The organism is Streptomyces sp. NBC_01445 (assembly GCF_035918235.1).
In the GTDB taxonomy this organism is placed as follows: Bacteria; Actinomycetota; Actinomycetes; order Streptomycetales; family Streptomycetaceae; genus Streptomyces.
The window spans coordinates 5,858,056-5,872,685 of sequence record NZ_CP109485.1 but is presented as its reverse complement, the minus strand read 5'-3'; the positions used below and the strand labels follow the sequence as shown (position 1 = coordinate 5,872,685).

The following is a 14,630-nucleotide window of genomic DNA, read 5'->3' as shown; positions in this document are numbered from 1 at the left end:
AATTCACCCGCTTTTCTTCCGCAAACCGGACGATGTCCCTGGGCGCGGCCCGGGGACCTGCGGCGCGGCGCCGCTCGACGGCCGTCCGACGTGCGCCGTTCACCGTGCGTTGACTCACGCATCGCCGGACACCCGGAACATCCGCACCATGACGCAGATGACTCGTGTCAGGGCCTCCTCGTACGCCCTGGCCGCCGCCCTCCTCGTGGGCCTCTCCGCACCTGTCGCCGTCGCGCACCCCGCCTCCCACGACGGGCAGACCTCGCACCACCGCATCCCGTTCACAGCGGCGACCGTGACGGCGTCCGAGGACGGCTCCTCCTTCACCGTCGAGTGGAAGGCGCCCGGTGTCCCGCACGTGGCGGTCCGCGCGGGCGGCCGCACCGTCGCCTCCGGCGGCTCGACCGGCAAGGTCACCGTGCGCGGCCTGCCCGCCGCCGACCGCCAGTGGTTCGACCTGGTCCCCGACCGTGGCCAGGGCCTGCACCTCGCCGACCGCGAGATACGCCTCGACGGCGCGGTCAACTTCCGTGACGCGGGCGGCTACCGCACCACCGACGGGCACTGGGTGCGGATGGGCGAGATCTACCGCACCGCGTCCCTGGACAAGCTGACGGACAGGGACCTGGCGAAGCTGAAGCGCCTGGGCGTCTCCGTGGACTACGACCTGCGTACGCAGCAGGAGCGCACCTCCGCGCCCGACCGCGTCCCCGCCGGCTCCCGCTACGTCGTCGCGGACGTGCTCGGCGACCTCGGTGGCCTGTCCGGCCTGCCCGCGACGCCGGATGCCGCCGCCCAGCTGATGGTGGACGCGGAGAAGACCATGGTCTCCGCCCCCACCGCGCAGAAGGCCTACACCACGGTCTTCCAGGGCATCGCGGACGCCGACGGCGCGAACGCGCTGTTCCACTGCACGGCCGGCAAGGACCGCACGGGCTGGGCGAACGCCACGCTCCTGACCGCGCTCGGCGTGCCGCGCGAGACGGTGATGAACGACTACCTGGCCAGCAACACGTACCGCGCGAAGGAGAACGCGGCGACGCTCGCCGCGATGCCGCCCGCCCAGGCCGCCGTGTACAAGCCGATGCTGGACGTCCGCCCCGAGTACCTGAACTCGGGCTTCCAGGAAGTGACGAGCCGCTACGGCACGTTCGACCACTACCTGGACAAGGCCCTCGGCCTCAGCCACCACGACGTACGCGACCTGCGCGAGGACCTGCTGGTCGGCTGACCCCCTTCTCTTCAGCGATCAGGCCCTCGTTCGGGATCCACGCCCCGAACGAGGGCCTCCGCATGCGCTGTTACAGGCTTGGGACGTACGTACTCCGGGGCGCGTACAACGTTTTCCTTGGGTGGCCTGTCTTTCTTCACGTAACCAGGAACACCCCCACAGGACACCAAGAAGGATGGGAACAGTGCGCCGCACTCTCGTCACAGCCCTTGCCGTCACCGCGCTCGCCGTGCCGCTCGGACTCGCGTCCGCCGCCGGTACGGCCGCCGCTGCCACACCCGTTCCGCCTCGCGTCCCCGCCACGGACTTCAACCACGACGGGTACGGGGACCTCGTGCTCGGGGCGCCGGGCGCGACCGTGTCCGGGAAGGAGACCGCCGGGGCCGTCTCCGTGGTCTACGGCGGGAAGAACGGGCCGGACATCGCAAACTCCAAGGTCTTCACCCGCTCCACCACCGGGATACCCGGGGCTGCCGAGGAGGGCGGCTACTTCGGGGAGCGCGTCACCAGCGGGGACCTCGACGGGGACTCGTACACCGACCTCGTCGTCGCCGGGCTCGGCGGCTCGCCGAGCGTCGTGCTGTGGGGTTCGGCCGCCGGACTGAGCGGGCAGGGCAGTGTCGCGCTGCCCACGTCGACCGGGATGTTCGCCGTCGGCGACTTCAACGGCGACGGGCACCGTGACCTCGTCACCGACGACTACCCTCGCAGCGACGACCCGGACGACGACGACGCCGGGATGACCATCTCCTACGGCCCCTTCGACCGCGCGAGCGGCAAGCCGGCGAGCCAGGACTCCATCGTCACCAGCCAGACCTTCGGCCCCGCCGACATCGTCGTCGGCGACATGACCGGGGACGGCGCCGACGACATCGTGACGAGCCACGGCTTCGAGGAGATGGCGTACGCCAGCAAGTTCTGGAAGGGCGGGAAGGACGGGGTCTCGCACACCGCGAAGTCGCTGACCTCGTCGTTCCGCGGTGCCGTCGGTGACGTCGACGGTGACGGGTACGGCGACCTCGTCGTCCACGACATCGGCGACAACTACGAGGACATCCCGTACGAGAAGGGCACCGTCCTCGTCATGTACGGGACCGCGAACGGACCCTCCACGACCCGCACGAAGACCATCACGCAGGACACGTCCGGCGTGCCCGGGGTCGGCGAGAGCGGCGACATGTTCGGCACCGACATCTCCGCCGGTGACGTGAACGGCGACGGCTTCGCGGACATCGCCGTCGGCGTGCCCGGCGAGGCCATCGGCACCATCAAGGACGCCGGCAGCGTCGTCCTGCTCAAGGGCGGCCGCGGTGGCCTGTCCGGCACGGGCTCGCAGGCCTTCAACCAGTCCACGACCGCCGTGCCCGGCGCCTCGGAGACCGGCGACGGCTTCGGCCAGCAGGTCGTCCTGTCCGACCTGAACGGCGACGGCAAGGCCGACCTGACCGCCGCCGCTCCCCTGGAGGACGGCACGTACACGGACTCCGGCGCCGCGTGGGTGCTGCGCGGGGCCACCGGCGGGCTCACCACGAGCGCCATCACGTCGTTCGGCGCCGCCGCCGTCCATGTCCCCGAGAAGAACGCCCAGCTGGGGCAGGACCTCGGCGCACGGTAGACGACAGCAGGCGGGGTGCGGAACCGGTGCGGAACCCAAGAGTCCGCGGGTTCCGCACCCCCTCCCGCATAAGAAGCCCCGCTCAGTCCCCCAGCACCGGCAGCAGTTCCGGCAGGTGGCCGTCCGAGGCCGTCGCCGCGCGCTGCCGCTCCTCCGGGACCTCCCCGTACAGCGTCGTGCGCGGCTTCGCCGGGCGGCCCGCTTCCTCCGCGATCGTGATGAGGTCCTTGATGGAGCGGTACGAGCCGTAACTGGAGCCCGCCATACGGGAGATGGTCTCCTCCATCAGCGTGCCGCCCAGGTCGTTCGCCCCCGAGCGCAGCATCTCCGCGGCGCCCTCCGTGCCCAGCTTCACCCAGCTCGTCTGGATGTTCGGGATGTGGGGGTGCAGGAGGACGCGGGCCATGGCGGTGACGGCCCTGTTGTCCCGGGTCGTCGGGCCCGGGCGCGCGATGCCCGCCAGATAGACCGGCGCGTTGGTGTGGATGAACGGGAGGGTCACGAACTCCGTGAAGCCGCCCGTCTCCTGCTGGATACCGGCGAGCGTACGGAAGTGGCCGAGCCAGTGGCGGGGCTGGTCCACATGCCCGTACATCATCGTCGACGACGAGCGGATGCCCAGCTCGTGGGCCGTCTTGATGACCTCGACCCAGGTCGCCGTGGGGAGCTTGCCCTTGGTGAGGACCCAGCGGACCTCGTCGTCGAGGATCTCGGCGGCCGTGCCGGGGATCGAGTCGAGGCCGGCCTCCTTCGCCGCGGTCAGCCAGTCCCGGATCGACATGCCCGTGCGCGTCGCGCCGTTCACCACCTCCATCGGGGAGAACGCGTGCACATGCATGCCGGGGACACGCTCCTTCACCGCCTTCGCGATGTCGAAGTAGGCCGTGCCCGGCAGGTCGGGGTGGATGCCGCCCTGCATGCACACCTCGACCGCGCCCACGTCCCACGCCTGCTCGGCACGGTCGGCGACCTGGGAGAGCGAGAGCGTGTACGCGTCCGCGTCGGTGCGGCGCTGCGCGAAGGCGCAGAAGCGGCAGCCGGTGTAGCAGACGTTCGTGAAGTTGATGTTCCTGGTGACGATGTACGTGACGTCGTCGCCGTTCACCGTCTTGCGGATGTCGTCCGCGATGCCGCAGAGGGCGTCGAGCGCCGGGCCGTCCGCGTGCAGCAGGGCGAGTGCCTCGCCGTCAGTGAGCTTCGTCGGATCGTCGGCCGCCGTCGCGAGCGCGGCGCGCACATCGCTGTCGATGCGCTGCGGGACCATGCCGGGCGCGGCCTGCTCGCGCAGCGCCTCCCAGTCGCCGTACACGTCGTCGAAATCGTCGCGCCGGTCGGACGTGCGGCCCGTCGTGTCGATGGTGCGGTGCAGGTCCGTGCGGCCGGTGGCGGTGAAGCCCTCGTCGGGCTCCTGCCAGGGCAGGCCCTCGGGGCGCGCGCCCTCGTCGGCGAGGCCCGTGTCGGCACAGGCGAGGGCCCGTACGTGCGGAAGGAGGCGCGGGTCGAGCCACGGTTCGCCGCGCTCGATGAACTCCGGGTAGATCGTGAGGCGTTCGCGCAGCTCGAAGCCCGCCTCGCCGGTCTTCGCGGCGAGTTCGTCGATGTGCGGCCAGGGGCGCTCGGGGTTCACATGGTCCGGGGTCAGCGGGGACACCCCGCCCCAGTCGTCGATTCCGGCGCCGATCAGGAGCGCGTACTCCTCGTCGACCAGGTTCGGCGGGGCCTGGATGCGGGCGGAGGGGCCGAGGATGTGGCGGGCGACCGCGATGCACGCGGCCAGCTCCTCCAGCTCGGCGTCCGGCATGCCGCGCATCGCCGTGTCCGGCTTGGCGCGGAAGTTCTGGACGATGACTTCCTGGATGCCGTGGTAGCTGCGCTGGATACGGCGCAGCTGGAAGAGCGAGTCGGCCCGCTCCTCGTACGACTCGCCGATGCCGATGAGGACGCCGGTGGTGAACGGGACGTTCGACCGGCCCGCGTCCTCCAGGACCCGCAGCCGGACGGCGGGTTCCTTGTCGGGCGAGCCGTGGTGCGGGCCGCCCGGCTCGGACCACAGGCGCGTCGCCGTCGTCTCCAGCATCATCCCCATGGACGGCGCGACCGGCTTGAGGCGCTGGAGGTCGGTCCACGTCATGACGCCGGGGTTGAGGTGCGGGAGCAGGCCCGTCTCCTCAAGGACGCGGATCGCCATGGCGCGCACATAGGCGAGCGTGTCGTCGTACCCGTGCGCGTCCAGCCACTCGCGGGCCTCGGGCCAGCGGTCCTCGGGCCGGTCGCCGAGCGTGAACAGGGCTTCCTTGCAGCCCATCTCGGCGCCGCGGCGGGCGATGTCGAGGACCTCGTCCGGCGACAGGTACATCCCGTGACCGTCCCGGCGCAGCTTCCCGGGGACGGTCACGAACGTGCAGTAGTGGCACTTGTCCCGGCACAGCCGGGTCAGCGGGATGAAGACCTTCTTCGAATACGTGATGACGCCCGGACGGCCCGCGGCCTTCAGGCCCGCGTCGCGCACGCGCGCGGCGGACGCCGTCAGGTCCCGCAGGTCGTCGCCGCGGGCCTGGAGCAGGACCGCCGCCTCGGCCATGTCGAGGGCAACGCCGTCGCGGGACCGCTTCAACGCGCGGCGCATCGCGTTGGCAGTGGGTCGTACAGCCTCCGGATCACTCATGCTCCCGAGGATACGAGCGCCCGCCGACAACGTCTGCGCCGCGCTGACGTGCGCGGGATCACGCGACGTACACGTTTCACCCGCGCCCGCCGCCCGTCCTGGACAGATCCTGTAGGCACTGCCCACAGACACTGCCCACAGGCACTGCCTACAAGTACTGCTCGTACTCGTCGAGGATCTTGAGGACCGAAGTCTCGTCCGCCGGGGGCAGTTGGAGGACGACCTCGTCGATGCCGAGCTCCGCGTAGTGCGCGAGCTTGCCCGGGCTCGGCAGCACCGCGTACGGGACGACGTGCAGGTCCGCCGGATCGCGGCCCGCCTCCTCCCAGCCGGCCCGCAGCACGGGCATCGACTCGGTCAGGCCGCGCCCGCCGATCGGCAGCCAGCCGTCCGCGTACTCGATGATGTGAGCGAACAGCTTCGGGCCCGCCGCTCCCCCGATCAGCGTGCGGGGCGCGCCGCCCACCGGCTTCGGGTAGGCGTGGCTGGCCCGCACCGACACCCCGAACTCACCGTCGTACGCGGTCGGTTCCTGCGCCCACAGGGCCCGCATGAGGGCCATGCGCTCCCGGCCGAGCTCGCGCCGCGTGCGCCATTCGACGCCGTGGTCGGCCGCCTCCTCGACGTTCCAGCCGAAGCCGAGGCCCAGCGTGAAACGGCCGCCGGAGAGATGGTCGAGGGTGGCGATCTGCTTCGCCAGGTCGATGGGGTCGTGCTGGGCGATCAGCGTGATGCCGGTGCCGAGCCCGAGCCGCTCGGTGACGGCGGCGGCCTGCCCGAGCGCGACGAACGGGTCGAGGGTGCGGCCGTACTCGGCGGGCAGTTCGCCCCCGGCCGGCCACTGCGTCGCCCGCTCCACCGGGATATGGGTGTGCTCGGGCAGATACAGCCCGGCGAACCCGCGTTGCTCCAGCTCACGTGCGAGCCGCACAGGCGTGATGGTCTCGTCGGTCAGGAAAATCGTGGTCGAGATCCGCATGGGGGCATTACTACCCGGCCCTCCCCCAGGAGTCCATGGACTCCCCGGCAGGGACAGTCGTAAGACTCCGATCCCCTTCCCTTACGGGAGAGTTCACGGCTCAATACCAGAGTTGCCTGCACCACCCACGTCACAGACAGAGGGTCACGAGACACCTGGGAGCCGCAGCATGTGCGAGGACGACCACACCACGACCGGCATGGGAAGACGAGCGCTGTTCGTGACGGGAGCGGCCACCGCTCTTACGTTGAGCAGTGTGAACTTCGCGAGCGCGGCCGACGGCCGCACACCGGCGGACGGTACAAAAACTACGAGGACGGTGAAGGGGACGCTGCCGCCCGGCGCGCCCGACTTCGTGTACGTACCGGTCGAGGTGCCGCGCGGGGTCCGCGAGATCCACGTCGCGTACACCTACACGAAGGCGACCGTCCCGGCCGGCACGCAGAACAACGCCCTGGACATCGGGGTGTTCGACGAGCGGGGCACCGCGCTCGGCGGGGAGGGCTTCCGCGGCTGGTCGGGCGGCGCGCGCACCGAGTTCTTCGTACGGGCCGACGACGCGACGCCGGGCTACATCCCGGGGCCGGTCCGCGCGGGCACCTGGCACATCGCGCTCGGCCCGTACACGGTGGCGCCCGAGGGCCTCCCGTACGAGCTGACCGTCACGCTCACGTACGGCGAGCAGGGCGAGACCCCGCGACCGGTGTACCCGCCCACGCGCGCCAAGGGCCGGGGCCGCGCCTGGTACCGCGGGGACTGTCATCTGCACACGTGGTACTCGGACGGCAGGCGCACCCCCGCCGAGATCGCGGCGCTCGCGCGCGAGGCGGGCCTGGACTTCATCAACTCGTCCGACCACAACACGCACTCGTCGCACGCCCACTGGGCCGACCAGGCGGGCGACGACCTGCTCATCATGGTCGGCGAGGAGATCACGACCCGTAACGGGCACGTGGTGGCGCTCGGCACCGAGCCGGGCACCTTCGTCGACTGGCGCTACCGTGCCCGCGACAACCGCTTCGGCAAGTACGCGCGCGAGGTCCGCCGGGCCGGCGGCCTGGTCGTGCCGGCGCATCCGCACGCCACCTGCATCGGCTGCAACTGGAAGTTCGGCTTCGGCGAGGCGGACGCCGTCGAGGTGTGGAACGGCGCGTACACCGCGGACGACGAGATCTCCCTCGCCGACTGGGACAACACGCTGGTGGCGTCCGTTCGGGGTTCGCGTCAGTGGATCCCGGCGATGGGAAACAGCGATGCCCACCGCGACCCGGACCGCATCGGCGGCCCGCAGACGGTGGTTCTCGCCGACGACCTGACCCGCGAGGCCATCCAGGCGGGCATCAAGGCGGGCCGCAGTTACGTCGCCGAGTCGAAGTCCGTGGAGCTGACGTTCACGGCGTCCGGCTCGCGCGGCGAGCACGCCGGCATCGGCGAGCGCCTCCACGTGGACCCCGACGCGCCGGTCACCGTCCGCCTGGAGGTCAAGGGCGCCCCGGGCTGCACGCTCCACCTGGTCACGGACCAGGGCACCCTGTTCACCGCACCGGCGCTCCCCGAGTCCGGGTCGGGCACGGCCGAGTGGCGCACGACGGCGTCGTACGCGGCCTACGTACGGGCCGAGGTCCGGCACCCGGCGACGGTCCCGGGCCTGCCGGGGGCGCTCACCGCGTTCACGAACCCGGTGTTCCTCGGCAAGTAGGCCCTGGGCCGACAACGCCTAGTCCTCGACGACCAGCACCGGCGTCTCCCGCGTCAATACCTCGCCGCGGAAGAACGCCGGGCTGCGCCGTCCCATCACCAGCATGATCACGAAGCCGACGAGCAGCAGGCCCACGCCGATCACGAAGACGGAGCCGACGCCGAGGACGGAGGAGCCACTGCCGTAGGCCGGGTTCCACATGTCGACGAGGGTCTTCACGAACACGGCGGACAGCAGGACGCCGCCGAGGACCGGGAAGAACGCCTTGAAGAAGAAGTCCCTCGGCGAGCGCAGCAGCTCGGAGCGGAAGTACCAGGCGCAGGCGAACGCCGTGAGCGCGTAGTAGAAGCAGATCATGAGGCCGAGCGCGTAGATCGTGTCGACGAGTACGTGCTCGGAGACCAGCGTCATGACGGTGTAGAACACGCCGGTGGCGACGCCCGCGGTGACCGTGGCGCGGCCCGGGGTCTTGAAGCGCGGGTGGACGCGGGCGTAGGAGGCGGGCAGCGCCTCGTACGTCGCCATGGCGAGGACAGTGCGGGCGACCGGGATGAACGTGGTCTGCAGGCTGGCCGCGGCCGAGGCGAGGACGGCGACGAAGAGCAGGATGCCGAGAGTGGGGCCCATGACGGGGCCCGCGAGGGCGGCGAAGACGTTGTCGGACGTCGCGGGGTTGGCGAGGCCGAGGCCCTTGCCGCCGGAGCCGACGACCATCTGGGCGGCGACGCCGGTGGCGAGGTAGGAGCCGACGAGGACGACCATCGCGATGAGGGCGGCGCGGCCGGGCGTCTTCTCGCTGCCGATGGTCTCCTCGTTCGCGGTGAGGCAGGTGTCCCAGCCCCAGTACATGAAGATCGACAGGGACAGGCCCGCGGTGAACGCGCCGAACGACTTCACCGAGAACGGGTCGAGCCACGTCCAGGAGAACGGCACGGACGTGGGGAAGTCCGCCGATCCCGCCTTCACGACGGCCATCACGACGAACACGGCGAGCACGACGAGCTGCAGGCCGACCAGCGTGAACTGGACGCCCTTCGTCGCGGTCATGCCGCGGTAGCTGATCGCCGTCGCGGCGGCGATGAGGGCGAGGCAGGTGACGATGTGGACGGCCTTGTTGTCGTCCAGGGAGCCGATGGACGCATTGCCGGTGATCTCGCCCGCGAGGAGCCAGAAGTACGACGTGGCGACGCCCGCCAGGTTGGACAGGACGATGATCGTCGCGATGACCAGGCCCCAGCCGCACATCCACCCCACGCGCGGGCCGAAGGCCTTCACGGTCCAGGTGAAGGACGTGCCGCAGTCGGGCATGGCCTTGTTCAGCTCGCGGTACGCGAAGGCGACGAGCAGCATCGGCAGGAACCCGGCCAGGAAGACGGCGGGCATCTGGAGGCCGACCTCACCGGCCGTGGAGCCGAGCGTGGAGGTCAGGCAGTAGACGGGCGCCACGGTCGAGATGCCGATGACCGCGCTGCCGACCAGCCCGACGGAGTTCCCGCCGAGGCCCTTGCTGCGGACGCCCCCGTCGGGGGCGCCGCCTGCCGTGTCGTGGGCAGCCCGTGTCGGCCGCGCGTCCAGCTCAGTCATGAACAGGACGTTAAATGCTGCGGTTTCCGCATAAGGGGGACAAGGCCTGAAATCGGCCACCTTTGAATCGATGGCCGATTCACGTAACCATCCCATGCCCTCAAGGCATCTTCAGGTTAACCCCATTCATCGGAAGGAATTACCGTCGGCGTCCGATATTCGGTAATCGCAGCTGTGCCCGTTTTGCCGGGTTCAAAATTTTCCGTGTGATGTTTCTGCCGGTTACCCCTGCCAGACGATCGACTGGAGCTCGCTGTAGGCGTGCAGCGCGTACGAGCCCACGTCCCGGCCCACCCCGCTCTGCTTGAAGCCACCGAAAGGCGCCTCCATGTTCCGGCCGACCGTGTTCACGCCGACCCCGCCGGCCCGCAGCCGCCGCGCCACTCGGAACGCCCGCGCCACGTCCCCCGACCACACGTAGTCGATGAGCCCGTACTCGCTGTCGTTGGCGAGGGCCACCCCCTCCTCCTCCTCGTCGAAGGGCACCACCACCACGACCGGGCCGAAGATCTCCTCCCGCACGACCCGCATGTCGTTCGTGCAGTCCGCGAGGAGCGCCGGAGCGACGTAGAAGCCCTTGTCGAGGGCGGGCCGCTCGCCGCCCGCGACGACCCGCGCACCCTCCTTGCGGCCCAGCTCGACGTACGACTCGACGCGGTCGCGGTGCGCCGCAGAGATCACCGGCCCGACGACCGTCCCCCGCGCCCTCGGATCCCCGACCTTCATGAAGCCGATGTACTCGGTGAGCTTCGAGACGAGCGCGTCGTACACCCCGCGCTGCGCGATCACCCGCGTCGGCGCCGTGCAGATCTGCCCGCTGTAGAAGGCGTACGTCGTGCCGATCCCCGCGACCGCCGAGGCGAGGCCCGCCTCGTCCAGGTCGTCGAAGACGAGCGCCGCGCCCTTCCCGCCCAGCTCCATCAACTGCCGCTTCATGCCGCGCCCGCACACCTCGCCGATGCGCCGGCCGACCGCGGTGGAGCCGGTGAAGCTGACCATGTCGACGTCCGGCGAGTCGACGGCCGCCTCACCCACGTCCACAGCCGTCCCGCTGACCACGTTCACCACACCGGGCGGCACCCCCGCCTCCTCCAGAGCGGCCGCCATCCGGTACACCGACAGCGGGTCCTGCGGGGCCGGCTTCACGACGACCGTGTTTCCCATGGCGAGTGCCGGGGCGACCTTGCCCGCCGGATTCGCCCACGGGTTGTTGTACGAGGTGATGCAGGTGACGACACCGACGGGCTGCCGTACGGCGAGCGCCCCGAGGAGGCCCGCCTTCCCCATGGGTCCGGCCTCGCTGATCTGCGGAGGCAGCGCCTGCTCGACCGGTTCGAGCGCGCCCTTCGCATAGCGGCGGAACCGCGCCACGCCCACCGCGACCTGCATGCCGCGCGCGGTCCCGCTCGTCGCGCCGCTCTCCGCCTGCGCGAGCTCCGCGTTCGCCGCGAAGTCGCGCTGCATCACGTCGGCGGCCCGGTCCAGGATCGCGGCGCGCTCCTCCGGCTTCGTACGCGACCACGGGCCGAAGGCCTCGCGGGCCGCCGACGCCGCGTCGTGGACCTGCGCGCGGGACGCCTCGGGGGCGAGCCCCACGACCTCCTCCGACGCCGGGTCGACGACCTCGTAGTGCCCGCCGTCCGGCTCGGTCCACTCGCCGCCGATGAACAGCCGCTGGGAATCGTCCACTTGACGCGTCACTTGGTGGACACCGTCCTCGTGTCGCGGCCCGACCGCAGCACCGTCCCGGGCACGGCCCCGGTCACGACGTCCTCGCGGATGACCTCGACGCCGTTGACCCACACGGCGTTGATGCCGATCGCCTTCGAGTCGAGGCGCGGGCTGTCGCCGGGCAGGTCGTGGACGAGGGTGGCCTTGCCCGCGTCGATCCGCTCCGGGTCGAACAGGACGAGGTCCGCGTGCCAGCCCTCCTCGATCCGGCCGCGTTCACGCAGCCCGAAGAGCCGCGCCGGATCGTCGGTGAGCATCTTCACCGCCTCCTCGATCCCGGCCAGCTTCCGCCCGCGCAGACAGTCCCCGAGGAAGCGCGTCGTGTACGGCGCCCCGCACATGCGGTCCAGGTGCGCCCCCGCGTCGGACCCGCCGAGCAGCACGTCCTCGTGGCTCCAGGTCTCGGCGCGCAGCGCCCACGAGTCCGGGTCGTTGTCGCTGGGCATGGGCCAGAGGACCGTTCGCAGACGGTCGTTGGCGCAGATCTCGACGAGGCACTCGAAGGGTTCCTGGCCGCGCTCGGCCGCGATGTCGTTCACCACGCGCCCGGTCAGGCCCTCGTTCGCCTCCGAGTACGTGTCCCCGATGACGTACCGCCCGAAGTGGGCGAGCCGCCGGAAGACACCGGCCTCCTTGCTGTCCGCGCGCCGCAGCATCTCGGACCGCACGTCCGGGTCACGCAGCTTCGCGATCCGCTCGTCGACGGGCAGGGCGAGGACCTCGCCCCAGCCGGGGATGAGATTCAGGGCGCAGAACGTGCCGAGCGACATGTTCATGGGCGTCAGGATCGGCATGGTCAGCGCGACGATCCGGCCGCCGGCCTTGCGGGCCCGCTCGCTGGGGATCAGCTGGCGCGGCACCCGCTCGGGGACGGCCGCGTCGATGGTGAGGACGTTCCAGTTCAGGGGCCGCCCGGCGGCGGCACTCATCTCCACGAACAGGTCGATCTCGTCGTCGCTGAACTGGTCGAGGCACCCGGCCACGATCGCCTCGATCTGCGTGCCCTCGTGCTCGGCGACGGCCCGGCTCAGCGCGAGCAGCTCCTCGGGCCGCGCGTGCCGCGAAGCGACCGGCTGCCCGTCACCGTCCGAGTGCGTCGAGGACTGGGTGGTCGAGAAACCCCACGCGCCCGCGTCCATCGCCTCGTGGAACAGGGCGAGCATCTGCTCCAGCTGCTCGGGCGTCGGCTGCCCGCCGACCGCGTCCGCGCCCATCACGTACCGGCGCAACGCGCAGTGCCCCACCATGAAACCGGCGTTGACGGCGATCCGGCCGTCGAGGGCGTCGAGATACTCACCGAACGAGTTCCAGCTCCAGGGCGCGCCCTCCTCCAGCGCGACCAGCGACATGCCCTCGACCTTGGACATCATCCGCCGCGTGTAGTCGGCGTCCTCGGGCCGCTCCGGGTGCAGTGGCGCGAGCGTGAAGCCGCAGTTGCCGCCCGCGACGGTCGTCACGCCGTGGTTCAGGGAGGGTGTCGCGTACGGGTCCCAGAACAGCTGGGCGTCGTAGTGGGTGTGCGGGTCGACGAAGCCGGGCGCGAGAATCCGTCCCCGCGCGTCCTCACTGCTGCCCGCGGGCTCGGTCACGGCCCCCGGCTCGGCGATGACGGCGATACGCCCGTCGCGTATCCCCACGTCGGCGACGTAGGCGGGGGCTCCCGTCCCGTCGACTACGGTCGCTCCCTTGATCAGATGATCGAGCACGAGGTCGTCCCCCTCCTGAAGGGTGAGTGGTGGCGGGTTCGCGGGCGCCGCTCCAGCCCGTCCGCACGTCTGAGGATTAGGGCGCCGATCCAGCCCGTCCGGCGTTCGATGACGAGCCCGAAGGGCGACAGGGGGTCCGGGGCACAGCCCTGCGTCGGTCACCCATGCAACCCGTGACCCCAGGGGGCCCCGGCCCCCGTCCGGGAAGGGAGGGGCCGGGGCGGTCCATGGGTGACCGGCCGGATCAGACGGCCTCACGGAAGCGCGTGGTCCGGTGCACCGGATCCGTATCGATCTTCGGAATGACGTGCTCGCCGATGAGCTTGATCGACTGGAGCGTGTCCTCCTTGGAGATGCCGATCGGCATGCCGAACGAGAGCTGGTCGGCGCCCGCCTGCTCCCACCGCTTGCACTGCGTGAGCACCTCGTCCGGGTCGCCGCAGATCAGCAGCTCCTCGGCGATGAGGAGTTCGATGATCTCCTCGTTGAACTCGGGCAGCGTCTCGGGCCACACGGGGAAGCCCTCGGGCCGCGGGAACGTGTCGTGGTAGCGGAAGACGAGCGACTGGAGGTAGTGCAGCCCGCCGTTCGCGGCGATCCGTACGGCCTCCGCGTGCGTCGGCGCGCAGATCGCGGTCGAGGTCACCATGACGTTGTCGTTGACGAACGCCCCGACGGGCTCCGCCTTGCCGATGTTCGACTTGTACTGGTCGAGCACCCACTCCATGTCGGAGACCTTCTGGACGCTGAAACCCAGGACGCCGAGGCCCTTCCTGGCGGCCATCGCGTACGAGGGCGGGGAGCCGGCCGCGTACCACATGGCGGGGTGCGCCTTCCCGTACGGCTTGGGGAAGATCTTGCGCGGCGGCAGCTGCCAGTGCTTGCCCTTGAACCCGACGTACTCCTCCTGGAGCCACATCTTCGGGAACTCGGCGATGGTCTCTTCCCAGATCTCCTTCGTGTAGTTCATGTCGGTGACGCCGGGGATGAAGCCGAGGATCTCGTGGCTGCCCGCGCCGCGCCCGCTGCCGAACTCGTGCCGGCCTTCGCTGAGATGGTCGAGCATGGCGACCTTCTCGGCCACCTTCACCGGGTGGTTGACCTGGGCGAGCGGGTTGAAGATGCCGGAGCCGAGGTGGATGCGTTCGGTGGCGTGGGCGAGGTAGCCGAGGAAGACGTCGTTGGCGGAGAGGTGCGAGTACTCCTCCAGGAAGTGGTGCTCGGACGCCCAGGCGTACTTGAAGCCCGACTTGTCCGCCTGGATGACGTACTCGGTCTCCTCCATCAGCGCCTTGTGCTCGGCGAGCGGGTCGGTCTCGGCCCGCTTGCCCACATATCCCTGTACAAAGAGCCCGAATTCCAAGGAGGTTCACCGTCCCCTGTCTGTGACCGGCGGCTGCGTCAGAAGCTTCTGCGCTCT

At 70.6% G+C, this 14,630-nt stretch carries 9 protein-coding genes; 3 read left to right on the top strand and 6 right to left on the bottom strand.

Features of this window, described 5'->3' with window-relative positions:
- Positions 1-148 precede the first annotated feature (148 nt).
- Both OG574_RS26850 and OG574_RS26845 read left to right on the top strand, forming a co-directional pair.
- Complete coding sequence (locus OG574_RS26850; protein WP_326775285.1) at positions 149-1,231, top strand: tyrosine-protein phosphatase; 1,083 nt, start codon at positions 149-151, stop codon at positions 1,229-1,231.
- Positions 1,232-1,406: 175 nt separating this feature from the next.
- Positions 1,407-2,846, top strand: coding sequence for an FG-GAP-like repeat-containing protein (locus OG574_RS26845; protein WP_326775284.1), 1,440 nt, complete (start codon positions 1,407-1,409; stop codon positions 2,844-2,846).
- An 82-nt stretch (positions 2,847-2,928) separates the two neighbouring features.
- Here OG574_RS26845 and OG574_RS26840 read toward each other — a convergent pair whose 3' ends face one another.
- Positions 2,929-5,511 (bottom strand): bifunctional FO biosynthesis protein CofGH, encoded by a 2,583-nt coding sequence (locus OG574_RS26840; protein WP_326775283.1) that lies wholly within the window; start codon positions 5,509-5,511, stop codon positions 2,929-2,931.
- 148 nt (positions 5,512-5,659) lie between these two features.
- Complete coding sequence (locus tag OG574_RS26835; RefSeq protein ID WP_326775282.1) at positions 5,660-6,490, bottom strand: LLM class F420-dependent oxidoreductase; 831 nt, start codon at positions 6,488-6,490, stop codon at positions 5,660-5,662.
- Positions 6,491-6,659: 169 nt separating this feature from the next.
- Between OG574_RS26835 and OG574_RS26830 the strand changes: the two genes are divergently transcribed.
- Positions 6,660-8,189 (top strand): CehA/McbA family metallohydrolase, encoded by a 1,530-nt coding sequence (locus OG574_RS26830; protein WP_326775281.1) that lies wholly within the window; start codon positions 6,660-6,662, stop codon positions 8,187-8,189.
- Between the two features lie 18 nt (positions 8,190-8,207).
- On the opposite strand, the gene OG574_RS26825 is transcribed toward OG574_RS26830, so the two are convergent.
- The 4 genes from OG574_RS26825 to OG574_RS26810 form a co-directional block, all read right to left on the bottom strand.
- Positions 8,208-9,773: an APC family permease gene (locus OG574_RS26825; RefSeq protein ID WP_326775280.1), complete on the bottom strand. Its 1,566-nt coding sequence runs from the start codon at positions 9,771-9,773 to the stop codon at positions 8,208-8,210.
- 222 nt (positions 9,774-9,995) lie between these two features.
- Positions 9,996-11,474, bottom strand: a complete 1,479-nt coding sequence (locus OG574_RS26820) for an aldehyde dehydrogenase family protein (protein ID WP_326775279.1) — start codon at positions 11,472-11,474, stop codon at positions 9,996-9,998.
- Entirely contained in the window at positions 11,471-13,210 is a 1,740-nt protein-coding gene (locus OG574_RS26815; RefSeq protein WP_326775278.1) for an N-acyl-D-amino-acid deacylase family protein, read from the bottom strand. The genes OG574_RS26820 and OG574_RS26815 overlap by 4 nt, the downstream gene beginning before the upstream one ends.
- 244 nt (positions 13,211-13,454) lie before the next feature.
- Positions 13,455-14,573, bottom strand: a complete 1,119-nt coding sequence (locus tag OG574_RS26810) for an LLM class flavin-dependent oxidoreductase (RefSeq protein WP_100596063.1) — start codon at positions 14,571-14,573, stop codon at positions 13,455-13,457.
- Between the last annotated feature and the right edge of the window lie 57 nt (positions 14,574-14,630).

Coding starts and splice junctions, on each gene's coding strand:
- OG574_RS26845 (WP_326775284.1), top strand. CDS start 1,407: ATGGGAACAGTGCGCCGCACTCTCGTCACAGCCCTTGCCGTCACCGCG.
- OG574_RS26835 (WP_326775282.1), bottom strand. CDS start 6,490: ATGCGGATCTCGACCACGATTTTCCTGACCGACGAGACCATCACGCCT.
- OG574_RS26850 (WP_326775285.1), top strand. CDS start 149: ATGACGCAGATGACTCGTGTCAGGGCCTCCTCGTACGCCCTGGCCGCC.
- OG574_RS26830 (WP_326775281.1), top strand. CDS start 6,660: ATGTGCGAGGACGACCACACCACGACCGGCATGGGAAGACGAGCGCTG.
- OG574_RS26840 (WP_326775283.1), bottom strand. CDS start 5,511: ATGAGTGATCCGGAGGCTGTACGACCCACTGCCAACGCGATGCGCCGC.
- OG574_RS26825 (WP_326775280.1), bottom strand. CDS start 9,773: ATGACTGAGCTGGACGCGCGGCCGACACGGGCTGCCCACGACACGGCA.